The following is a 23,744-nucleotide window of genomic DNA, read 5'->3' on the forward strand; positions in this document are numbered from 1 at the left end:
TTGTCATTGTTTGAGCTACAGATGGCGCCCATCTGGCGGGCCGCTGAAGATCATTCGAACAGATGCAAAGTGTGGTTTTTTGTGCGAATCCGACCTGTAGTTGGTCATATCCGCTGTTTGCAAAAGTGCTCCCCACGCCCCCGCCAGAAACAAAAATGCCCCCGGCTTGGCGGAGGCATTGGTAAAAAACTCGGTATTGTTGTTGGCTGTGGTGGCCTCATCGCGAGCAGGCTCGCTCCTACAGGGGATTTTCAGTGCCCTCGTACTTTGCGTGTACCTGGATTCAGTGTGGGAGTGAGCCTGCTCGCGATGAGGCAGGTGCGTTCACCATGGATGCCCGCTGACTCTGTGCCTGCGCGCCCATATGTTCGCGAGGGTGTTCGCCGAAGTACTGGCGATAGCAGCGAAAGAAATGTTGCAGCGAGACGAATCCGCACGCCGTCGCGACATCCGACAGCGACTGTCCGCCGGCCCGCAACAACTGACGCGCCCGTTGCAGCCGCAAGTCCAGATAGTGCCTGGATGGCGAACACCCCAGGCTGCGTTTGAACAGGCGCTCCAGATGTCGGCGTGAAATGCCCATGGACTCGGCCAGCTCGTCGATGCCCAGCGTCCGGCGCAGATGCTCATTCATCAATGCCAGGGTTGCTTGAAGTTTTGCCGGAGCGTCGTTAAGGGGGAGTAGCGGCCGGGCCTGGCGCGCTGCATGTTTTTCCATACGCAGGATCAGACCACGGCCATGGGTCCGGGCGAGAAGTTCGTGCATCAATCCCTGAACGGCCCGCGGGCCGACGCAGGTCAGGCGTTGGCGGTCGACGCAGAATGGCGCAGCCACCGGCGTCAACTCGCTCAAGGCAGCAGACGTCAGCGCTGTGGCGGGCTCCGGCAAGCTGCAGCGCACACCCTCCAGGGCGCCAATCTGCGCCAGCAGCCAGCCTGCTTCGCCCAATGCGCCCAGGCAGATCGGTTGTATTGCCCAGTGATTGAGCTGCGCACGCAAGTCTGGATGTTCCGGACGTAGATGCAGATTGTCGCCACCACAGAGGATCAGCACATTGAACGTTTGTGCCTGATCCAGTCGCGCAGTGGCGGTTGCGATGCCGTTGCTGGCGCTCAGTGGCTGCCCGTCCAGGCTGAGCATTTGCCACTGGCAGACACTGCGCCCGGCCATCTGGTTGGCCAGGCGCAATGGCTCCAGCGCGTTGGCCAGGGCATACAAATCGAAGGCTTCCATCAACCAGAAACCAATACGCAGCACCGGCGGCAGTGGCCGGTCAGACACATCAGGAACACTGCTAACCATCGTCGATCTCCGCGCCGCTTCAAAGGTGTCAGGAACTCACCCGATTGTCGGCGTCATAGATCTTCACGGTTTGTCAGGAATCGACCCCCAAGTGCTCGCCACTACCGAGGTCTGATCCCTGTAGGAGCCGGCTTGCCGGCGAAAGCGGTGTGTCGGTTCCAACAGGTCCAGGGGATCAACCCGTCACATGGGCCCGTGCCGCGTGCAGCTTTTTATAGCTGTCGATCAGGCGCAGGTGCCTGTCGAGCCCTTCCAGTTTCATGCTCGTAGGCGTCAAGCCGAAGAAACGCACGCTGCCGTTCACCGAACCGATCGCCGCGTCCATGCGTTCGTTGCCAAACATCCGGCGGAAATTGGCTTCGTAGTCCGCCAGTTCCAGATCCTCGTCCAGCTCCATCTCCAGCACCGCATTCACCGCCTGGTAAAACAACCCGCGCTCGACTGTGTTGTCGTTGTACTGCAGGAACATTTCCACCGCCTCTTTCGCCTCTTCATATTGCTGCAAGGCGAGCCAGATCAGCAGCTTCAACTCCAGGATGGTCAATTGCCCCCAGGCCGTGTTGTCATCGAATTCGATGCCGATCAAGGTGGTGATGTCGGTGTAATCATCCAGTTCACTTTCTACCAGACGCTCGACCAGCGCCTTCAGGCCGGTTTCGTCCAGGCGATGCAGGTTCAGGATATCTTCGCGGAAGAACAGTGCCTTGTTGGTGTTGTCCCAGATCAGGTCGTCCACCGGATAGATTTCGGAGTAGTCCGGCACGAGGATGCGGCAAGCGGTTGCGCCGATGTGTTCATACACCGCCATGTACACTTCCTTGCCCATGCCTTCGAGAATGCCGAACAGGGTCGCGGCTTCTTCGGCATTGGAGTTTTCACCCTGGCCCGAGAAGTCCCATTCAACGAATTCGTAATCCGATTTGGAGCTGAAGAAGCGCCACGACACCACACCGCTGGAGTCGATAAAGTGCTCGACGAAGTTATTCGGCTCGGTGACCGCGTGGCCTTCAAAGGTCGGCTGGGGCAAATCGTTCAGGCCTTCAAAACTGCGACCCTGCAGCAATTCGGTGAGGCTGCGCTCCAGCGCCACTTCAAGGCTCGGGTGCGCGCCGAACGAGGCAAATACACCGCCGGTGCGCGGGTTCATCAAGGTCACGCACATCACCGGGAACTCACCGCCCAGGGACGCATCCTTGACCAGCACCGGGAAACCCTGTGCTTCCAGGCCCTGGATACCCGCCAGAATCGCAGGGTATTTCGCCAGCACTTCAGCCGGCACATCCGGCAATGCGAACTCACCTTCGATGATTTCGCGTTTCACCGCGCGCTCGAAGATTTCCGACAGGCACTGCACCTGGGCTTCGGCCAGGGTGTTACCGGCACTCATGCCGTTGCTGAGGTACAGGTTTTCGATCAGGTTGGACGGGAAGTACACCACCTCGCCGTCCGACTGGCGCACAAACGGCAGCGAAACAATGCCACGCTCTTCATTGCCGGAGTTGGTGTCGAACAAATGCGAGCCACGCAGCTCGCCATCGCGGTTGTAGATCTTCAGGCAGTAGGCGTCGAGAATTTCCGCCGGCAGCTCGTCTTTACGGCCAGGCTGGAACCAGCGCTCGTCCGGGTAATGCACGAATGGCGCGTTGGCGATGTCTTCGCCCCAGAACTGATCGTTGTAGAAGAAGTTGCAATTGAGCCGTTCGATAAACTCGCCCAGGGCCGAGGCCAACGCGCTTTCCTTGGTCGCGCCCTTGCCGTTGGTGAAGCACATTGGCGAGTGCGCATCGCGGATATGCAGCGACCAGACATTGGGCACGATATTGCGCCACGACGCGATTTCAATCTTCATGCCCAGGTCGGACAAAATCCCCGACATGTTGGCGATGGTTTGCTCCAGCGGCAGGTCCTTGCCAAGGATATAGGTGCTCGCGTCTGCCGCCTCACCCGGCATCAGCAACGCCTGGGCATCGGCATCGAGGTTTTCCACCTCTTCGATCACGAACTCGGGACCGGCTTGCACCACCTTTTTCACCGTGCAACGGTCGATGGAGCGCAAGATGCCCTGGCGGTCCTTGTCGGAGATGTCCGCCGGCAACTCGACCTGAATCTTGAAAATCTGGTTGTAGCGGTTTTCCGGATCGACAATGTTGTTCTGCGACAGACGAATGTTATCGGTCGGAATGTTGCGGGTTTCGCAGTACAACTTCACAAAGTAAGCCGCACACAAGGCCGACGAAGCCAGGAAGTAATCGAACGGCCCCGGTGCCGAGCCATCGCCCTTATAGCGGATGGGTTGATCGGCGATCACCGTGAAGTCGTCGAACTTGGCTTCAAGTCGAAGGTTGTCGAGAAAATTGACCTTGATTTCCATGCGGGATTACCAGAATAGCGAGCTAAACAAATTGGCCGCCATTATCCGGCTTTTCAGCCGGAAGTCTTGTGCTTTGGCGCACTTACAAGGGTTGCCCATCGACAAACTCAAGTCTCTACCCGGTTTCTCCCCTTTTGCTTGGCCTCATAAAGAAGCTCGTCTGCATGCTTCAGTACCACGGATACAGGCGGCCCCTGCGCGATCCACCTGGCCACGCCAATGGATATCGTGACGCTTCCCACCGGGTCGATCCGGGTGTTTTCCACCATGGCGCGTAATCGCTCGGCAACGTCGACCGCACTGGCTTTTGGCATGTTCGGCAGTAACAGCGTGAATTCCTCCCCGCCAGTACGGCAGGCCAGGTCGCCGTCTCGCGAGCATCGCTTGAGTACCTCGGCGATGGCTTGAAGCGCGACATCCCCGGCGTCATGACCAAAGGTGTCATTGACCTTCTTGAAATGATCGATATCCAGCGCCATGACGCAGAACGGCGTGCCCGTTTGCTGTAGTACGCGCAACGCCTCGTCCATCGCCCGGCGATTGGCCAGGCCGGTCATCGGGTCACTTTGCGCCTGACGGTTGAGGCGGCCGAGTTTTTCCTGCATCAGGGCCACACCCACCGATAGGGCGTGGCGGATGTGCGCGGCCTCGATGTACCAGGCGCGCACCGAATTGATTTGTTCGGGGCTGTCGGCGGCATCCAGTTGACTCGCCGCAGCCGCCAGTTGCCGCAATGGCCGGGTGATCAGCTGCGTCACCCAGCAGATGATCGTGAAACCGATCAGACAAACGGGAAAGATCGCCATGACCGTCTTTGCCATGAGTGCATCGAGTGATTCAAGGGTTGCGGCACGCGATTGTGCGCAAATCACGCCCCAGCGACTGTCGGGCACATAGGCGTAGCCGGACAGCATCGCGCTACCTTTGGCGTCGACACTCTCCATGGCTCCCCTGCCCCCGTCCAGGACCGCGTCGACCGCTGTATCCGGGCCCAGCACCTGGCCAATGCGATCGTGGTCGGCGTCATACAACAGTCGCCGACCGCTGTCTACCACGTACACCTGAACATTGACGTCGTTGAAGTGATTGCTGATCAGCGTGTGCAGGACGCTCTGCTTTTGCAGGTAAACGGAACCACCCACGGCGCCCAGGTATTGCCCGCCCTTGTCGACAATCGGCTGCGAAACGAAGATCACCAGATTGCCGATCTCGGAAACGAATGCCGGGCTGACCATCGGTTGATGTCCATGCAAAGCCTGGACGATGCCTTCGCTGTGGAACATTCGCCCCTTGATTTGCAGGTTTTGCGGTGAGGCTTCCAGGACTTTCCCGGTGGTATCGAAAATCGCAACCGAGTTGAAACTCGAATCCTGGCCCTGAAGCCGAATCGCCTCGTTCTTCAAAAAACCTTGGTTTTGCAGTTGCCCGGCCAGGAGGTCTGCACTGTAGGCCAGGTGCTCATGGCTGTTGCGCAGAAACTCACCGATGCTGGAAGCGACTTTGGTGGCGTAGGCACGGTTGGACTGCAGGGCCGAGTCGATCAACTCCCGTTTCTGCACCCGATACACGACATACAGGCTGCTCACCAGCGTGATCAACGCAGTAAGCAGCGTAAACAACAGGATCAGGCGCCGCAGGTCGATCCTGGTCAATGACCTCACGCTCATGATCGACGGGTCCGAAGTGCCGGGTAGACACGAAGTGTAGCAACCGGGTGGCGTTTGCCCTGTGTCGGTGGAAATTCGGTGAAATGCGCCAATGACTATACTGCGCTCGCGCCCCGGTCCGATTGTTCCATCTGTCGCTACTATCCGCGATGGCGCAGGCAGCAAGGAGGAGCGCAGATGTCACACGATGGAAACCTGCTTCAGGCAACCGTTATCTTCCTCTTGGCGGTGGTCCTGCTGGTGCCGCTCGCCCAGCGCGTCAAACTGGGCGCTGTTCCCGGTTACCTGCTGGTGGGCGTGCTGATCGGCCCTTCGGTGCTGGGCTTGATCGACAACTCCGAAAATGTCAGCCGGCTCTCGGAAATGGGCGTGGTACTGCTGCTGTTCATCATTGGCCTGGAGCTGTCGCCACGCAAACTCTGGATGATGCGGCGCCTGCTGTTCGGTGTCGGGCTGATTCAAGTGCTGCTCACCGGAGCAATTTTTGCGGTGATTGCGTTCTTCGTGTTCGCCCAGCCGCTGCGGTCAGCCATCGTCCTGGGACTGGCGCTAGCCCTGTCATCCACCGCCTTTGGTTTGCAGATCCTCGCCGAGCGCAAGGAACTGGGCCGCCCCCACGGTCGCATGGCGGTGGCCATTCTGCTGTTTCAGGACATTGCTGCCATTCCCCTGATTGCCGTGATACCGCTGCTGGGAGGTGTCGACGCCGATCAGGCGCAAGGCGGCGAGTTGCGTGAACTGATGGCAGTCCTGGGCGGCATTGGCGCGATCATTGTCGGCGGGCGCTTTTTGTTGCGCCCGGTGTTCGGCTGGGCAGTGATTCCGGGCCTGCGCGAGCTGTCCACTGCCACTGCATTGCTGTGCGTGCTCGGCACCGCGTGGCTGATGGAGCATGTCGGCGTGTCCATGGCCTTGGGTGCCTTTCTCGCCGGACTGCTGATGGCAGAGTCGCCGTTTCGCCACGAGCTGGAATCGCAGATCGAACCGTTCAAGGGGCTGCTGCTCGGGCTGTTTTTCGTCGGCGTGGGCATGACCGCGGATTTGCGCCTGCTGTTTGGCTCGCCTTGGGCGGTAGTGGGCCTGACCCTGTTGCTGGTGGGTCTCAAACTGCCGCTTTTATACGGCCTGGGGCGACTGACCGGTGGATTGAATCGAGCGGATGCTACCGGCCTTGGCGTGGTCCTCGCCTCCGGTGGCGAGTTCGCCTTCGTGGTCTTCAAACTGGCGCTGGGCCACCGCTTGCTCGATCAATCTGTCCACGACTTGCTGGTGCTCGTCATCACGCTGTCCATGGCAATAATTCCCCTGGTGATGTTCGCCCTGTCGCCCGTCATGCGCGCCGTCCCTGCCATGGCGGACGCACCCAAGGGGCCACCTGAAGTCAACGAAACACCTAAAGTGGTGATTGCCGGCACGGGGCGAATGGGCCGTGTCATCGCGCACATGCTGCAAACCCGGGGAATCCCCCTGGTTGCCCTGGACACCTCGGTACAGGCACTCGACCAGCAAGGTTCGCCCGGGCGCCTGCCCGTCTACTACGGTGACCCGACCCGCCCCGACATTCTCCACGCGGCCAAGGTGGGCACGGCTGAGCTGGTGATCGTCACCACCGACGATCCGCAAATCAACCTGGAAACCGCCCGGACCCTTGCGCGGCTCTACCCTGGGGTCAAAGTGATCGCGCGGGCCCGCGACCGACAAGAGGCCCTGAAGTTGATGGATGCGGGGGCACGGCCGATACGCGAAACCTTTCATTCCAGCCTGGAGATAACCCGGCGCGCCCTGCTGGTGCTGGGCGAAAGCGAAGAGCAGGCCAATTCGTGGACCCGGCACTATCAGAAACAGGCCGAGGACGAACTGACCCTTCGGCACCACGATGCGGCTGCCGGGGATACGCGATCGAAGCCTGCCAGCGACGCGTCAAATGAAGAATGAGTGCCAAGGGCGATTGACACAGGGGGGAACCGAGTCAGTTCCAATGCCCCGCGTGCATTCATGAATGCCTGCCGACCGCTCTGACTGGCGATGTCTTCGCATTTTTGAAACAGATCTGAGTTCGACCACTGGTTTCTGAAGCAATGCTAGCTACGCTTGCTTCATCGACCTTGATGGAGCACGGGTATGGGCGGCGTAAAACTTTCCAGTGGTAACGGCCTGTCAATTGCCTGCCTGCTGGGGATTGCCTTCCTGCTGGCCGGTTGCGGCAAAGAACCGGTTGCTCCGGGGCGAAAACCGCCTGATGTGACCGTCATGACGGTCACCGCCCGCGATACCCCGGTAACCTTCGAATTCGTCGCCCAGACCCAGAGTTCCCGCGAAGTGGAAATCCGCGCCCGTGTCGCCGGTTTTCTGGAAAAGCGGCTGTACACCGAAGGCGATCTGGTGAAAGCCGGGCAGACGCTGTTCCAGATGGACAGTAAGCCCTTCGACGCCGCGCTGCTGTCAGCCAAGGGACAGCTGGCCCAGCAACAGGCTCGCTGGGAAGTGGCCAAGGCGACGTTGGCCCGTGTCCGCCCATTGGCCGCGCAGAATGCAGTCAGCAAGATGGACCTGGACAATGCCAACGGCCAGGAGCGTGAGACCCATGCCGCCGTACTGGCCGCCGAGGGGGTTGTGCGCAACGCCCAGCTGAATCTGAGCTATACCACCATCACCTCTCCCCTGACCGGCCTTTCCAGCTACGCAAAAAAACAGGACGGCAGTTACGTCACGCCGGGCGAGTCGGGGCTGCTGACCTCCGTTTCGCAGATGGATCCGATGTACGTCAATTTCAGCCTTTCGGAAAACGAATCGTTGAAATACCGCGACGAAATCAGCACTGGACGGCTCAAAATTCCGCCCAGCAGCGATTTTGTCGTCGAAGTGGTGATGGCCGACGGTACCGTGGTACCTGACCGCGGCAAGGTTAATTTCCTCGCACCATCGTTCAGCTCGGAAACCGGCACCTTCCTGGTGCGGGCGGTACTGGCCAACCCCAAAGGGCTGCTCAAGCCCGGTCAGTTCGTCAAGGCACTGGCCAAGGGCGCTACCCGGCCCAATGCCATTCTGGTGCCGCAGAAAGCCGTGCTCGAGGGGGCCAAGAGCCATTTCGTCTGGGTGCTCAATGCGGAGGGCAAACCCGAGCAACGAGTGGTCGAAGTGGGTGAATGGCAAGGCGATAACTGGTTCATCAGCCAGGGGCTGCATGCCGGTGAGCGCATCGTGGTCGAGGGTGCGATCAGGGTCACACCCGGGGGACCGCTGAACATTGTCGACGCCGCCGGCACTACGCCGGCCCCCGCGGAGGCAGGTGAAACAGTGAAAGCGGGGACGACCGGTGCAACCGGCGGGAAAACACCATGAGCATTTCCCACTATTGCATCGACCGGCCGATTTTTGCTTCGGTGATCTCCATCATCATCACCCTGGCCGGCGCGGTGGCCATGCTTGCACTGCCCGTCGCCCAATACCCGGATATCACACCACCGCAAATCACCGTGGCAGCCACCTACCCCGGCGCCGATGCGCAGGTGGTGGCCAATAACGTGGCAGCGCCCATCGAGCAGCAGGTCAACGGCGCCGACAACATGATCTACATGAACTCGTCGAGCTCCGCGACGGGCAACATGACCCTTAACGTGTTCTTCGAAATCGGCACCGACCCGTCCCTCGCCCAGGTGGACGTGCAGAACCGGGTCAACCTGGCCCTGCCGCAACTGCCCTCCGCCGTGCAGAGCCAGGGCATTCAGGTGCAGAAAAAATCGTCGGCGTTCATGATGATCCTTTCCGTGTACTCCGCCGGCGACCGCTATGACAGCACCTACGTCGCCAACTACGCCAACCTCTATATTCTGGATGCGATCAAACGCATTCCGGGTGCCAACCAGGCCGCCATTTTCGGCACGCCGGACTATGCCATGCGCATCTGGCTCAAGCCTGACCGCATGGCCCAGCTGGGTATCACTGCCGCCGACGTGCAAAGAGCGGTGGCCAACCAGAACCAGCAGTTTGCGGTAGGTCGCGTCGGGCAATCCCCCACGGGGCAAGCTGTGGAGCAATCGTTCGCCGTGACCACCAAGGGCCGCCTGACCGAGCCTGCGGAGTTCGAGAACATCATCTTGCGTGCCAGCAACAACGGCGCCGCCATCGTGCGCCTCAAGGATGTAGGGCGTGCCGAACTCGGGCAGAAAGACTACTCGTTGCGCAGCACCTATCAGGGTAAGCCGGCGACGCTGATTGCCGTGTATCAACAACCCGGCGCCAACGCCCTCGACGTCTCGGCGGCGGTCACCAAGACCCTGGCAGACATGAAGGCGACCTTTCCCGAGGGCATCGAATACAAGATCGTGATGGACACCACGGCCTTTACCCGCGCGTCGATTTCCGAGGTGATCCACACCTTCTTCGAAGCCCTGGTGCTGGTGGTCGTGGTGGTTTACATCTTCCTGCAGAGCCTGCGTGCCACGCTGATCCCCGTGCTGGCGGTACCGGTGTCGATTGTCGGTACCTTTATCGGTATGTCTGCCCTCGGGTTTTCGGTGAACATGCTGACACTGTTCGGCATGGTGCTGGCCATCGGTATCGTGGTGGACGACGCGATCGTGGTGATCGAAAACGTCGAGCGCAACATGCAAGTGCACAAGATGCCACCCAAGGAGGCGGCCAAGCGCGCGATGGACGAAGTGGCAGGTCCCGTGGTGGCCATCGTGCTGGTGTTGTGTGCGGTGTTCATCCCGGTGGCATTCATGGGCGGCATCACTGGCCAGCTGTATAAACAGTTCGCGATCACCATCGCCATTTCCGTGGTGATCTCCGGCCTGGTCGCCCTGACCCTGTCGCCCGCCTTGGCGGCGCTACTGCTCAAGCCTCAGCACGGCGACAAGAACGCCTTTTTCCGCTGGTTCGAACGCAGCTTCGAGCGCATGACCGAGGGTTACTCCAACGCGGTGGCCTTCATGATCAAGCGCTTTGTAATGGCGCTGTTGCTGTTTGCCGGCATGATCGTGTTGATCCTGCTGATGGGCCAGCGCATTCCCAGCGCCTTTCTGCCGCCGGAAGACCAGGGTTACTTGCTGGGGGCCATTATCATGCCCGATGCGGCGAGCCTTGATCGCACCGGCGAGGTCGGCAAGGTCGCCAGTGACTTCTTCATGAACGATGCGTCGGTGGAGGGCGTGGCCATCGTCAACGGCTATAGCCTGCTGGACGGCCAGAACAAGAACAACGCCGGTACCCTCTTCGTCGGATTCAAGGATTTCGAGGGACGCTACAAGGATAAGGAAACTATCAAGGAACAGAGCGCCCCTGCGGTCATCCAGAAAGCCGCACGTGCTTTCTCCACGATTCAGGAGGGGATCATTCTGCCGGTCAACCCGCCGTCCATTCCCGGCCTGGGCACCACCGGTGGCATGGAAGTCTGGGTGCAGAGCAAGGGTGACGCCGGCGTCGACCAACTGGCGGAAATGGTCGGCGAACTGGTGGCGAAAGCCAAGCAGCGCCCGGAACTCGGCGCGATCACCTCGACCTTCAACGTGCATTCCAGGCAGCTGATGGTCGACGTGGACCGGGAAAAAGCCGAAAGCCTGGGCGTGCCGGTAGAAGATGTCTACAGCGCCATGCAGACCATGTTCGGCTCGCTGTACGTCTCGCAATTCAACAAGTTCAGTCGCCTGTGGCAGGTCATTCTGCAGGCAGAGCCGTCGTATCGGCTCAAGGCCGAGGACCTGCAACAGATCTACGTGCGCAGCAAGAATGGGGAGATGGTGCCACTCAAGTCGGTGTTGACCACCCGCTACGTCACCGGCCCCGACTTGCTGACACGCTTCAACAACTTCCCGGCGGTGAAACTTACCGCCAACGCGGCGCCCGGCTACAGCTCTGGTCAGGCATTGGCGGCCCTGGAAGAAATCAGCGCCGAGATCATGACCAACGACTATGCGCTGGCGTTGAGCGGCGAAGCGTTCGAGGAGAAAAAGAGTGGTGGTGCTTCTTCGCAGGTGTTCATTTTCGGCCTGGTGATGGTGTTCCTGATCCTCGCGGCGCAGTACGAAAAATGGTCCCTGCCGGTTGGCGTGCTGATGGCGGTGCCGTTTGCGTTGTTCGGTGCCCTGCTGGCGGTGCTGCTGCGGGGCTTGAGCAATGACGTGTATTTCCAGATCGGCCTGACCATGCTGGTGGCACTGGCGGCCAAGAACGCCATCCTGATTTTCGAGTTCGCGGTATTGAACCGGGAAAACGGCATGTCGGCCTACGACGCGGCGATGACGGCCGCGAGGGAACGCCTGCGGCCGATCGTGATGACGTCCCTGGCGTTCATCCTCGGCTGTGTGCCGCTGGCCATTGCCGTCGGTGCCTCCGAGAACAGTCGCCACTCCATCGGTACCGGGGTGATCGGCGGGATGCTGGCGGCGACCGTCATCGCGATTTTCTTCATTCCCTTGTTCTATTACCTGGTGGAGCGGATGTTCGCGAAAAAGGATGAACCGCAGCAGTCCGTACAGACGCCGTCCGCGCAGCTCCCCGACGGCGCTGCGCAAAACCGGCATGAGGGGGATTGATATGCGCAAGCCCCCTCTCCCGCTGTTGTTGTGCCTGGGCCTGTTCGGCTGCATGGTGGGACCCGACTACCAGCACCCGGAAATCGACACCCCCGCGGCGTATCGCTATGCCGACAAGGAAGCCCGGGACCTGTCCAATACCCTGTGGTGGGAACAGTTCCAGGACCCGGTCCTCAATGACCTGATCCGCACGGCATTGCAGGAAAACAAAGACATCAAGATCGCCGCCGCACGGGTGGAGCAATTCCAGGGCCGTTACGGCGAAACCCGCTCCCTGTTGTTTCCGCAAGTCGGCCTCGATGCTCAAGGTCAAAGGTCCCGCTCGCCCCGGGACAATGGTCCGGTGCCACTGGACCCCTCCGTCGACCCGGTGTTCAACAACTATCAGGCCCTTCTCAGTGTGAACTGGGAGCTGGATGTCTGGGGCCGTTTGCGCCGCCTGAGCGAATCGGCCCGCGCCGATCTGCTGGCTTCGGAGGAAGGTCGGCGTAGCGTCATTTTGAGCCTGGTGTCGTCGGTGGCGACGAGTTACGTGACGCTGCGCGATCTTGACCGCGAGCTGGAAATCTCCCGCACCACCGCCAAGGCGCGGGGCGACTCCTACGAGATATTCAAACTGCGCTTTGGTGCCGGCGTCATCTCGGAAATGGAACTGGCTCAGAACCAGTCCGAATACGAGCGGACCCTGGCGTCGGTCGCGCAATTCGAACCCTTGGTCGCGCAACAGGAAAACGCACTGGCCGTGTTGCTTGGCCGCAACCCGGGGCCGATCCTGCGAGGGCGTGATTTGGGACAACTGGCGCTGCCCTCGGTGCCTGCCGGCCTGCCTTCGGACTTGCTGCAAAGACGGCCCGATCTACACCAGGCCGAGTTGAACCTGATCTCGGCCAATGCCCAGATCGGCGCCGCCAAGGCCCAGTATTTCCCGACGATTTCCCTGACCGGGCTGCTGGGTTCGGTCAGCAACCAGCTGTCGAACCTGTTCACCGGCCCCGCCGCCACCTGGTCCTATGGCGTCGCCGCCAGCATGCCGATCTTCACTGCCGGCGGCATCGCCGGCCAGGTGCAACAGGCAGAAGCATTCCAGCAACAAACCTTGCTGACGTACCAGCAGGCAATCCAATCAGCCTTCAGGGACGTGGAAAATGCGTTGATCGCCTCGACTAAGTCTCGCGAGCAAATGGCCTACCAGGACCGGCAGGTCGAGGCGCTGCGCACCTATGCACACTACGCGCGACTGCGCTACGACAACGGTTACACCAGCTACATCGAGGTGCTGGACGCCGAGCGCAGTCTGTTCGATGCCGAGTTGAACTACACCCGAACCCGGGCCACGGTGTTCACTTCGATGATTGATTTGTACAAGGCCACCGGCGGCGGTTGGATAACCAAGGCAGACGAACTGACGGTGTCGGGGCAGCAACATCAGTGACGTCTGACAAACCGCTTTCGCTGGCAAGCCAGCTCCTACAAAAGCAATGCGTGCAAGCCCGAGAAAAACACCCGCCCCCCTGTAGGAGCGAGCTTGCTCGCGAAAAACCCGAAAGCGCCGTTGGGCATCTGGTTTTACGCATTATCGTTCACGACCTTCGCGAGCAAGCTCGCTCCTACAGGTGGAGATTGCGCGTGGCCTACTCGCGATCTTCTTGCTCCCACTCCACCGAATGGATTTCAAGATAGCGGCTGACAGCCGCGCCCAAGGTCGCAAAGAACGCTTCTTCACCAAACCGCGTGAACAACCCGAAGCGCTTCAGTTTGTCCTTGACCGGGTCTTTCATTTCGGCCACGCACAATTCGATGCCGGCTGCGTGCAGGGTTTCGTCCAGCTCGGCCAGCATGTCGGCGGCGGTCACGTCGACGCTGGTGACCGGTTCCGCCGCGACGACCAGCCAGCGCACGGGCGTCGGCGATGCCGCCACGGCGTCCAGCACCCGGTCATGGAACAGCTCGGCGTTGGCGAAAAACAACGGCGCATCCCAGCGAAACAACACCAGGCCGGGAATCAGGCGTGCATCGGGATAGCGCTTGAGGTCGTGATAGCCCTGCACGCCTTCGGCACGCCCCAGCACGGCCGAGTACGGACGCCAGGCATCCCACAGGAACTCGATGACCGCGATGACAATCGCCAGGCCGATGCCCTCGATCGCCCCCAGGACGGCCACTCCCACCGTACAGACAATCGACAGCCAGAACTCCCAGCGCTGTATGCGATAGATACGCCGCAGGTCGCTGACTTCGATCAGGCCGATGGCCGAGGCGATCACCACTGCCGCCAGGGCGCTGGTGGGCAGGTTCTGCAACAGGTTAGGCGCCACCATCAGCAGCAAGGCAACCGCCAGTGCACCGACGACGCCGGCCAGTTGGGTCTGGGCGCCCGCCGCTTCGGCCACGGGAGTGCGTGACGAGCTGCTGCTGATCGGAAAGCCCTGGAACAGGCCGCCGGCCAGATTGGCGACGCCGAGCCCGACCATTTCCTGGCTCGGGTCGACATAGGTTCGGGTGCGCGCCGCGTAGACGCGAGACAGCACACTGGTGTCGGCAAACGAGACGAGGGCGACGGCGCAACCGCCGATCAACACCGGGACGATATCGGCTTGGGTGATCCAGGGGATGGCGAACGCAGGCAAGCCTTGTGGCAACACGCCCAGAACCGCCACCCCCTTTGCCGCGAGATCCAGCACACCCACGGCGATGGTGGCCGCCACCACGGCGATCAGGATGCCCGGCACGCGTTTTTTGTCCTTGAGCAGCAGGATCACCGCCAGGGTCGCAACGCCGACGGTAAAGGTGACCCAATTGGTCTTGCCCGCCATCACCGCCGAAGCGATGGCCCACAGGTTGCGAAGAGGTCCGTGGGACTCGATGGAAAAGCCGAACAGCTTGGGCAGTTGGCTGATCAGTACCGTCAGCGCGATCCCGTTCATGTAGCCATAACGGATCGGTTTGGACAGCAGCTCGGTGATGAAGCCCAGACGCGCCAGCCCGGCCAGGATGCACACCACCCCCGAAACGATCGCCATCATGCCCGCCAGGGCGACCGCGCGATGCGGGTCGCCACCGGACAGTGGCAGGATCACGGCGAGGATGACTGCCGCCAACGAGGAATCCGGCCCCAGCACCAGAATCCGGCTGGGGCCGAACAGCGCATAGGCGAACAATGGAACGATGGTCGCGTAGAGCCCATAGATACCGGGAACGCCCGAGGCCACGGCATAGGCGATGCCGACCGGTACCAGCATGGTGGTCAGCACCAGCCCGGCGACGATATCGCGCGGCAACCACGCCACTTTGTAACTGCGCAAGGTTCTCAGCCCCGGCAACCAGCGCAGCCAGCCGCCTTGATCGGCGCCCGCCTCCTTGCGCGCGATCCGGCCCGGTTCCGGGAGTGGTGGCGCAGCATCTGTTTGGCTCATGGCACTTCAGCCCTCCCTTGGTAAAGCGCAGATTCGCTTGAACGGACCGCTCAGAATTTTTCCGGGATGCGCCGGAACGGATAATCCGGTTCGCGATAGCTGCCCGGCTTCTGCCGCTTGGGCAACTTCACCTGCTCGCGCGGCACATTTTTGTAGGGAATGCGGCTGAGCAGGTCGCTGATGATGTTCAGGCGCGCCCGGCGTTTGTCGTTCGAGTCGGCCACCAGCCATGGCCCATAATCGGTGTCGGTCGCCTGGAACATGTCGTCACGGGCACGAGAATATTCATACCAGCGGCTGTAGGACTTCAGGTCCATCGGTGACAGTTTCCAGATCTTGCGCCCGTCCTTGATGCGCGCCTCGAGCCGGCGGGTCTGTTCTTCCTCGCTGACTTCCAGCCAGTATTTGAGCAGGATCACTCCAGACTCGACGATGGCGCGCTCCACCAACGGGACAGATTTCAGGAACTTGTCCAATTGCTCGTCGGTGCAAAAGCCCATCACGCGCTCGACGCCCGCGCGGTTGTACCAACTGCGGTCGAAGATCACCACTTCACCGGCTGCGGGCAGGTGCGGCAGGTAGCGCTGCATGTACATCTGGCTCTTCTCGCGCTCGGACGGCGCCGGCAACGCCACCACGCGGAAGATCCGCGGGCTGACGCGCTCGGTCAGCGCCTTGATCGTGCCGCCCTTGCCGGCCCCGTCACGGCCCTCGAAGACCACACAGACCTTGATGCCCTCTTGTGTGACCCACTCCTGCAACTTGACCAGTTCGACGTGCAGTCGGCGTAACTGCTCCAGGTAGTCCTTGTTCTTCAATTTCGGGGTTTGTGCAGACGGTTTCTTCTGCGCGTCCTTTTTAACTTTTGCCATGTTCAATACCTCACGGATGCAGGTCACTGACAACTGACAGGTCGACTCTATGGTGTTGTTACAGGTACTTGACGAAGGAAGACTGTTCAACCGCCGAGCGCGATGATCGCGACGATCAGCAGTGACCCGGCGATGGCCAGCGTAAATCCGCCCAGCCAGGGTTTTACGCCGGCATAGCGCGAAAGAATCCAGCCGGCCACGAATAACATCCCGACGCCCACCAGGTTGGATACGCGCACGGCCAGCATCGTCTGGTCCAACAGCATGAAAGGCACCACGAGCGGGAACGTCGAGAGTACGACCAGCAGGAAAACGCCCAAGGCGCCTTTGAAATCATCTGTGCCCAGGCGCGGCACCGAAACGGCGGGCGCTTCGGCCAACCGCTGGCGCAGCATTTCCAGTCCGTCAGTACCGGCCGCTGTCGCGATACGTGGAGGCAGCGCATCCGCAACCAGCGCCTGGCCGGTGGACGCATCCACACCACCGCGCAGGCTGGTAAGCAGCGTGCGGTTGCGGCTGCGCTCGATCAGCACCCGCAGCAGATACATGGCCGCATCGGCGAGGCCCCAGGCAAGGTTGCAGCCGAGCGCGGCGATCATCATGACCCGTTCGGCTTCCTGATCCGTTGTGACGACACTGATTGTTCCGGTGAAGGTCATCGCCATGAGCAAGCCGAAGATCACTTCCGAGACGCGGTCGATCGGATCGAGCACCGGTGCCCGCTTTTTTTCTGCAACGCTTTGCATGCGTCCAACCTTGGCAGATCCCTGGCCCTTGGAATGTTTTCAGGGGTGGGCTCAAGGCCCTGAGCCGAACCGGTTCACGGGGTGGTTTTTCCCGGCCCCACTTCAGTGTAGTTTGAAACGCTCGCACTGCCGCCCAAGGTTCAGGCCTTCCGCGAGTTTGCCTGCCATACTGGAAAAGATGCGGTGATTGGCCCGCCTCCGATGATCGAATCGCTCATCCAGGATCAGCCCTGCGCCAGCGTCATCGCGTAACGGCCAAGCACTAACGGATATAAAAGTTATTCAGAAAAGAAACTCCCGGGGTAGACCCACAGTCTGCCCTACTCCAATGCCTTCAAAGGAGAGACAACAATGGCTACGTTCGAGCCCGGTCATTTGCACATCGAGCGGCATGCGCTGAACAAGAACGATGTCAGCTACAACATTCATATTGACTACGAGGTCGTGCAGGATCCCAAGGAAGGCAAAGGCATGCTGTTCAAGATGCATGGCACGATTGAGGGCAAAACGGTTGATGACCCGTTCTTCCTGCCCAAGGATCAGGCCTACAATTTTGCCAGCAATGTGACGAAAATCGCCGAAAAGTACGGTATTCCAAAGGCGCAGAGCAGTATCGGCTCGATCCACAAGCACTACGACGCGATGTTCGAGGATGTGCGGGTGCAGTTGAACATGAAATCCGGCGACCCGGTAAAACCCGAACACTTGGAGTAGGCATCACACAATCCTGTGGGAGCATGGCTTGCCCGCGATGAGGCCGGCACATTCAACATTGATGTCGAATGACACACCGCTATCGCGAGCAAGCTTTGCTCCTACGGGTGGATCATTCAGCAGTTCTCCAACTGCTCGCGAATCAGCTTCTTGTTGATTTTCCCGACACTGGTCTTGGGAATGTCAGCCACGATTCGGATCTGCCTCGGGATCGCCCACTTGTTGATGCGGCCATTCTCGACATATTGATGCAGATGGGCCTCCAGCATTTGCGCGTTGATGCTTTGTCCGGGCACGCAAACGGCCAGGGCCACGGGGCGCTCGCCCCATTGCGCGTCAGGAATGCCGACGACCGCCACCGACGCGACGGCGGGATGCTCGCTGATCAGGCTTTCCAGTTCCAGCGAACTGATCCACTCCCCGCCGGTCTTGATCACGTCCTTGATCCGGTCCTTGATCTCCACGACACCCATGGCATCGATCGACGCGATGTCACCGGTATGCATCCAGCCGTTTTCCCAGAGTTGTGCGCCTTGCTCGGGCGCCTTCAGATAGCCTTGGGTCAGCCAAGGTGCACGGACCACAATCTCGCCCATCGCCTCGCCATCGTGTACCACTTCGTTGCCGCTGGCATCGATGATCCTCAAGTCCACCATCGGCACCGCCACGCCGGTCTTGATCCGCGCGGCGACCTGCTCGTGGGCCGGCTCATCGAGTTCGGCGTCGCTCAAGTGCGCCAGGCACAACAGCGGACAGGTTTCGGACATCCCGTATCCACTGTACACATGCATACCCCGCTCGGTCGCCAGGTCAGCCAGACCATGGGTCAAGGCACTGCCGCCCAGGAGCATTTTCCAGCCCTGGAAGTCAGTCCGAGAGGCTTCGTCGCAGCCCAGGATCATTTGCAGAATCGTTGGCACGCAATGGGAGAAGCTCACCTTCTCTTCGCGAAACAACCTGACCAGGGCATTGGGTTCATAACGACCGGGGTACACCTGCTTGATGCCCATCAAGGTTGCGACATAGGGCACGCCCCAGGCATGGACGTGAAACATCGGGGTGATGGGCATGTACACATCGTCGGAGCGCAGCAGCGGCCGACCTTGATACACACCGAGCGTGCCCACGGCATTCAGCGTATGCAGTACCAACTGGCGATGAGTGAAGTAAACGCCCTTCGGGTCGCCGGTGGTGCCTGTGGTATAGAACAGGGTGGCAACTGACTGCTCGTCGAAGTCCGGGAAGTCGAAATGCGGCGCGGCGCTGGCCAGCAGGTGTTCGTACTCACCCAGCACCGGCAGCGTGGTCGAAGGTTCTTCGTCGTCGCAGAGCTGGATGAAGCCTTTGACGGTGGTCAACTGATCCTTGATCTGCTCGACCAGGGGCAGGAAATCGTCATGCACCAGCACCAGGTCATCCTCGGCGTGGTTCATGGTGTACAAGACCTGCTCCGCAGAGAGCCGAATGTTCACCGTGTGCAATACGGCACCGATCATCGGCACGGCAAAAAAACACTCCAGATAACGATGGCTGTCCCAATCCAGCAGCGCCACGGTGTCCCCTGCCTTGACGCCAGCGTTCGTCAGCGTATTGGCCAGGCGTTTTATGCGCTCGTTCAGCGTTTGGTAGCTATAGCGCAGCTTGTCCGCGTAGACGATTTCCTGATCGGGTGCGTAGCGCTTGCCCGAAAGCAACAGGCTCTTGATCAACAAGGGATAGCTGTAGGCGCCTTGCGCAGGCGCGATTATTTTTGTGGTCACCACAGTGAGATCTTCCTGATGCTGTTGGTTGTTAGAACTGCGCTGCGTCGAGCAGAAACAGCGAGTCGCTACCGGCTTTGACCGACGCGCTCAGCGAGTGAATTCGCGGCAACAGGCGGGCGAAATAGAACCGCGCCGTGCCCAGTTTGCTGGCGTAGAAATCGTCCTGCGCTTCCTTGCCCGAAGCCGCCTTGGCCATCAGCGCCCACATGTAGGCGTAGGCCACGTAACCGAAGGTTTGCAGGTACTCGACCGACGCAGCGCCGATCTCCTGCGGGTTGGTCTTGCAACGGTCCAGTACCCAGGCCGTCAACTCGTCGAGGTTATCCACGGCATCGTTGAGCGGCTTGGTGAACTCCGCCAGGTCAGCGCTGGCGGTCGCGGTGAAGTGACGAATCTCGTCGGCGAACAGCTTGTAGAACGCCCCGCCGCTGCCGACGATCTTGCGCCCCACCAGGTCCAGCGCCTGAATGCCGTTGGTGCCTTCGTAGATCTGGGTGATGCGCACGTCGCGCACCAGTTGCTCCTGGCCCCATTCGCGGATGTAGCCGTGACCGCCGAATACCTGCTGGCCGTGGATCGTGGTTTCCAGGCCGAGGTCGGTCAGGAAGGCCTTGGCCACCGGAGTCAGCAATGCCACCAGGTCTCCGGCGCGCTTGCGCGTCGCGGTGTCTTCGCTGAACTTGGCGGTGTCCAGTTGCATTGCCACGTACGTCGAGAACGCCCGGCCACCTTCGTTCGAGGCTTTCATGGTCAGCAACATGCGACGCACGTCCGGGTGGACGATGATCGGGTCGGCCACTTTGTCCTTGTTCTGCGCGCCGGTCGGCGAACGGCTTTGCAGGCGGTCACGGGCGTATTCGACGGCGTTCTGGTAGGAGCGCTCGCCCGTGGCCAGGCCCTGGATGCCGACGCCCAGACGCTCGTAGTTCATCATGGTGAACATCGCCGCCAGACCCTTGTTCGGCTCGCCGACCAGGTAACCCACGGCTTCGTCGAAGTTCATCACACAGGTGGCGGAGGCCTGGATGCCCATCTTGTGTTCGATCGAACCGCAGTTCGCCGGGTTGCGCGCACCCAGGCTGCCGTCGGCGTTGACCAGGAACTTGGGCACCAGGAACAGCGAAATGCCTTTCGGCCCCTCCGGGGCGTCCGGCAGTTTGGCCAGCACCAGGTGAATGATGTTTTCGGTGAGGTCGTGCTCGCCAGCGGTGATGAAGATCTTGGTGCCGCTGACCTTGTAGGCACCGTCGGCCTGAGGTTCGGCCTTGGTGCGGATGATCCCCAGGTCGGTACCGGCGTGTGGCTCGGTCAGGCACATGGAGCCCGTCCAGGTGCCGGCGTACATGTTCGGCAGGTACGCCGCCTTCAGTTCTTCACTGGCATGGGCGTTGAGCGCAAGGCAAGCGCCGGCGGTCAGCATCGGGTACAGGCCGAACGAAAGATTGGCGCCGTTGACCATCTCTTCGACCTGGGCGCCGATGACCTTGGGCATGCCCATGCCGCCGTACGCCGGATTACCGCCCACGCCGGCCCAACCACCCTCGGCAAAGGCACGGTAGGCATCGGCAAAGCCCGCTGGCGTCGTGACTTCACCGTCGCGCCACGAACAACCTTGCTCGTCGCCACTGCGATTGAGCGGTGCAATCAGTTCTGCGGAGATCTTGCCAGCCTCTTCGAGGATCGCATTGGCGGTGTCTTGATCCACCACCTCGGCCAGCGCCGGCATGGCGGCCCACAGCTCGGAAACGTTGAAAACTTCGTTGAGTACGAATCGAATGTCGCGCAGGGGCGCTTTGTAATCAGACATGTTTGAAAGACTCAGGCAATGTCAGGGCCTTTGAACAGGCCCTGGTCAATGGAAGTGCCACCCTCAGGAGTGGACGCCAACACGCTCCACCACAGGTTCGGTGGATTTTGCTGCAGCCGGTGTGACTTTTCGCAGCAGGAAAAAGGACAGCGCCGGGATCAGGATCAGTGCACCGAGCATGTTCCACAGGAACATGAAGGTCAGCAGGATGCCCATGTCGGCCTGGAACTTGATGGGCGACCAGGCCCAGCACACCACGCCCGCGGCCAGGGTAATGCCCACCAGCCCCACGACCCGCCCGGTGAACGACACCGCGTTGCGGTAGGCCTGCGCCAACGGCATGCCCTGGCGCTGGTATTGCAGTTGCACGCTGAGCAGGTACAGTGCGTAATCCACGCCAATTCCGACCCCCAGCGCGATCACCGGCAGCGTCGCCACTTTCACGCCAATGCCCATGACCACCATCAGCGCTTCGCACAGGATCGACGTCAGGACCAGCGGCAGCAGCGCCACAACGGTTGCACGCCAGCTACGGAAGGTGATCAGGCAGAACAGGGTCACCGCTGCGTACACGTACAACAACATGGTGTGGTTGGCTTCGCGCACCACGATGTTGGTGGCGGCTTCGATCCCGGCGCTGCCGGCGGCCAGCAGGAACTGGCGATCGGCGCTGCTGTTTTCCTTGGCGAATCGATCGGCAACGGCCACCACGGCATCAAGGGTTTGCGCCTTGTGGTCCTTGAGGAAGGCGATCACCGGCATCAGTGAGCAATCGGTATTGAACAACTCCGGGGCGTTGACCGAGGCCTGTTGCGCGGCGTAGTTCAATACGTTCTGGTTGCGCTGAATGCTGTTGAGCTTGGGGTTGCCCTCGAAGGTACCGGCAGTGATCTGGCGCACCGCGTTGACCAGCGATGACGTGGCCTGCACGCCCGGCAACTGCTGCAACTCCCACGCCAGGCGGTCGGCCTGGACCAGTGTCTGATAGTTCAGGCAACCCTCGGGGGCCGTCTTGATCATCACCGCGAACAGATCGCTGGACAGCGCATAGTGACTGGTGATGTAGGCGTTGTCGCGGTTGTAGCGCGAGTCGGCGCGAAGCTCCGGCGCACCACTGTCGAGGTCGCCGATCTGCAGGTTCAGGCTGACCGTGAAGCCGGCAATGCCCAGCACCAGGGCGGCCAACACAGTGCCCATCGCCCACTTGGGTGTGGTGAAGCGGTCGAGCATGTCCCACAGTTTGCCGAACCCGCGATGCTCGGCACCCGGGTGTCGATTTTCAACGCACGGGTAGCGGCCTTGCTGCCAACGCCGACGTATGACAGTGCCACCGGCATCAACAACAGCGAAGTAAAGATCAGCACTGCGACACCGATGCTGGCGGTAATGGCCAGGTCCTGGATCACCGGAATGTCGATCAGCATCAGTACCGCGAAGCCCACGGCATCGGCCAACAGCGCGGTGACGCCGGCGATGAACAGGCGACGGAAGGTGTAACGCGCCGCCACCAGCTTGTGGGTGCCACGGGCGATGTCCTGCATGATGCCGTTCATTTTCTGCGCGGCGTGGGACACGCCGATGGCGAAAATCAGGAATGGCACCAGCACCGAGTAAGGATCGATGGCATAGCCCAGCCAGGCGACGATGCCCAATTGCCAGACCACGGCGATCAATGAACAGCCGACCACCAACAAGGTACTGCGCACACAACGGGTATAGAGGTAAATGATGACCAGCGAGGTGATCACCGCCAGGCCGAAAAACATCATGACCTGGATCAGCCCGTCGATCAGGTCGCCCACCAGTTTGGCGAAGCCGATCACCCGGACCTTGTAATGGCCCTTGCCCTCTTCCCCGGCCTTGTGCCCGGAGCCTGCGTACTCGATCTTGTCGCGCAGGCGCTCTTCGAGCATCCGCGAAAACGTGTGATAGTCGATGCCATGGCCGGTGGCCGAGGTCTTGTCCAGCAGCGGCACGATCAACATGGTTGACTTGAAGTCGCTGGCCACCAGGCTGCCGACAATACCGGCGCGGTTGATGTTCTGCCGCAGCTGCTCGATGTCTTTGGGGGTGCCCGTGTAGGCATCGGGCATCACCGGGCCGCCCTGGAAACCCTCTTCAGTGGCTTCAGTCCAGCGGACCGCCGGGCTCCACAGCGACTTCATCCAGGCGCGGTCGACGCCTTCGGCGAGGAACAACTCATCATTGACCTGCTTGAGTACGTTCAGATACTCGGGGTCGAAAATATCACCCTGGGTGTTCTCCACCACGACCCGTACCGAACTCCCCAGGCCGCGCAGCGATTGGCGGTTCTCGAGGAAGTTCTTAATGTACGGCTGACTCTGCGGGATCATCTTCTCGAAACTCGGGCGCAACTCCAGGCGGGTTGCCATCATGTAGCCCAGTAACAGGGTGATCATCGCCATCAGCAGCATGAACAGCGGACGGTGGTTGAACACCCACCGTTCCAGGCGATTGCCGGAACGGTGATCGAAGTCGCGCAAGTCGCCAATCACCGGCATGGTGTCTTGCTGAATATTGCCCATAGGACG

13 protein-coding genes and 1 pseudogene are annotated in these 23,744 nt (G+C 60.7%); 5 read left to right on the forward strand and 9 right to left on the reverse strand.

Translation table 11 applies throughout. The features are described from left to right. Positions 1-283 precede the first annotated feature (283 nt). From GPL81_RS05955 to GPL81_RS05965, 3 genes are all read right to left on the reverse strand, one after another. Positions 284-1,303 carry a GlxA family transcriptional regulator gene (locus GPL81_RS05955; RefSeq protein WP_160105779.1) on the reverse strand — a complete coding sequence of 340 codons (1,020 nt, stop codon included), beginning with the start codon at positions 1,301-1,303 and terminating at the stop codon, positions 284-286. A gap of 175 nt (positions 1,304-1,478) precedes the next feature. Next, positions 1,479-3,674 carry an OsmC domain/YcaO domain-containing protein gene (locus tag GPL81_RS05960; RefSeq protein WP_160105781.1) on the reverse strand — a complete coding sequence of 732 codons (2,196 nt, stop codon included), beginning with the start codon at positions 3,672-3,674 and terminating at the stop codon, positions 1,479-1,481. Positions 3,675-3,781: 107 nt separating this feature from the next. Continuing rightward, the gene (locus tag GPL81_RS05965) at positions 3,782-5,341 is read right to left on the reverse strand and encodes a sensor domain-containing diguanylate cyclase (RefSeq protein ID WP_160105783.1); all 1,560 of its coding nucleotides are present in this window, start codon (positions 5,339-5,341) and stop codon (positions 3,782-3,784) included. A gap of 177 nt (positions 5,342-5,518) precedes the next feature. Here GPL81_RS05965 and GPL81_RS05970 point away from each other — a divergent pair, with 177 nt between their 5' ends. From GPL81_RS05970 to GPL81_RS05985, 4 genes are all read left to right on the forward strand, one after another. Continuing rightward, positions 5,519-7,276 carry a monovalent cation:proton antiporter-2 (CPA2) family protein gene (locus GPL81_RS05970; RefSeq protein ID WP_160105785.1) on the forward strand — a complete coding sequence of 586 codons (1,758 nt, stop codon included), beginning with the start codon at positions 5,519-5,521 and terminating at the stop codon, positions 7,274-7,276. A gap of 186 nt (positions 7,277-7,462) precedes the next feature. Further along, positions 7,463-8,683: an efflux RND transporter periplasmic adaptor subunit gene (locus GPL81_RS05975; protein ID WP_160105787.1), complete on the forward strand. Its 1,221-nt coding sequence runs from the start codon at positions 7,463-7,465 to the stop codon at positions 8,681-8,683. After that, positions 8,680-11,877: an efflux RND transporter permease subunit gene (locus GPL81_RS05980; RefSeq protein WP_160105789.1), complete on the forward strand. Its 3,198-nt coding sequence runs from the start codon at positions 8,680-8,682 to the stop codon at positions 11,875-11,877. Before GPL81_RS05975 ends, GPL81_RS05980 begins: the two co-directional genes overlap by 4 nt. Before the next feature lies 1 nt (position 11,878). After that, complete coding sequence (locus GPL81_RS05985) at positions 11,879-13,309, forward strand: efflux transporter outer membrane subunit (RefSeq protein ID WP_160105791.1); 1,431 nt, start codon at positions 11,879-11,881, stop codon at positions 13,307-13,309. A gap of 199 nt (positions 13,310-13,508) precedes the next feature. Here GPL81_RS05985 and GPL81_RS05990 read toward each other — a convergent pair whose 3' ends face one another. The 3 genes from GPL81_RS05990 to GPL81_RS06000 form a co-directional block, all read right to left on the reverse strand. Continuing rightward, the gene (locus tag GPL81_RS05990) at positions 13,509-15,290 is read right to left on the reverse strand and encodes a SulP family inorganic anion transporter (RefSeq protein ID WP_160105793.1); all 1,782 of its coding nucleotides are present in this window, start codon (positions 15,288-15,290) and stop codon (positions 13,509-13,511) included. Between the two features lie 50 nt (positions 15,291-15,340). Continuing rightward, positions 15,341-16,162: a polyphosphate kinase 2 gene (ppk2, locus tag GPL81_RS05995; RefSeq protein WP_160105795.1), complete on the reverse strand. Its 822-nt coding sequence runs from the start codon at positions 16,160-16,162 to the stop codon at positions 15,341-15,343. A gap of 86 nt (positions 16,163-16,248) precedes the next feature. Continuing rightward, positions 16,249-16,908: a hypothetical protein gene (locus GPL81_RS06000; RefSeq protein WP_160105797.1), complete on the reverse strand. Its 660-nt coding sequence runs from the start codon at positions 16,906-16,908 to the stop codon at positions 16,249-16,251. Between the two features lie 351 nt (positions 16,909-17,259). On the opposite strand from GPL81_RS06000, the gene GPL81_RS06005 reads away from it, so the two are divergent. Further along, the gene (locus tag GPL81_RS06005; protein ID WP_096511426.1) at positions 17,260-17,622 is read left to right on the forward strand and encodes a DUF5064 family protein; all 363 of its coding nucleotides are present in this window, start codon (positions 17,260-17,262) and stop codon (positions 17,620-17,622) included. Positions 17,623-17,738: 116 nt separating this feature from the next. Here GPL81_RS06005 and GPL81_RS06010 read toward each other — a convergent pair whose 3' ends face one another. From GPL81_RS06010 to GPL81_RS06020, 3 genes and pseudogenes are all read right to left on the reverse strand, one after another. Beyond that, a complete protein-coding gene (locus GPL81_RS06010; RefSeq protein ID WP_160105799.1) occupies positions 17,739-19,385 on the reverse strand; it encodes a fatty acid--CoA ligase in 1,647 nt (548 codons plus the stop codon). Positions 19,386-19,413: 28 nt separating this feature from the next. After that, positions 19,414-21,192 (reverse strand): acyl-CoA dehydrogenase C-terminal domain-containing protein, encoded by a 1,779-nt coding sequence (locus GPL81_RS06015; RefSeq protein ID WP_160105801.1) that lies wholly within the window; start codon positions 21,190-21,192, stop codon positions 19,414-19,416. A 63-nt stretch (positions 21,193-21,255) separates the two neighbouring features. After that, positions 21,256-23,738, reverse strand: a pseudogene (locus GPL81_RS06020) (efflux RND transporter permease subunit). Positions 23,739-23,744: the final 6 nt, after the last annotated feature.

The organism is Pseudomonas izuensis (assembly GCF_009861505.1).
GTDB classification, from domain to species: Bacteria; Pseudomonadota; Gammaproteobacteria; order Pseudomonadales; family Pseudomonadaceae; genus Aquipseudomonas; species Aquipseudomonas izuensis.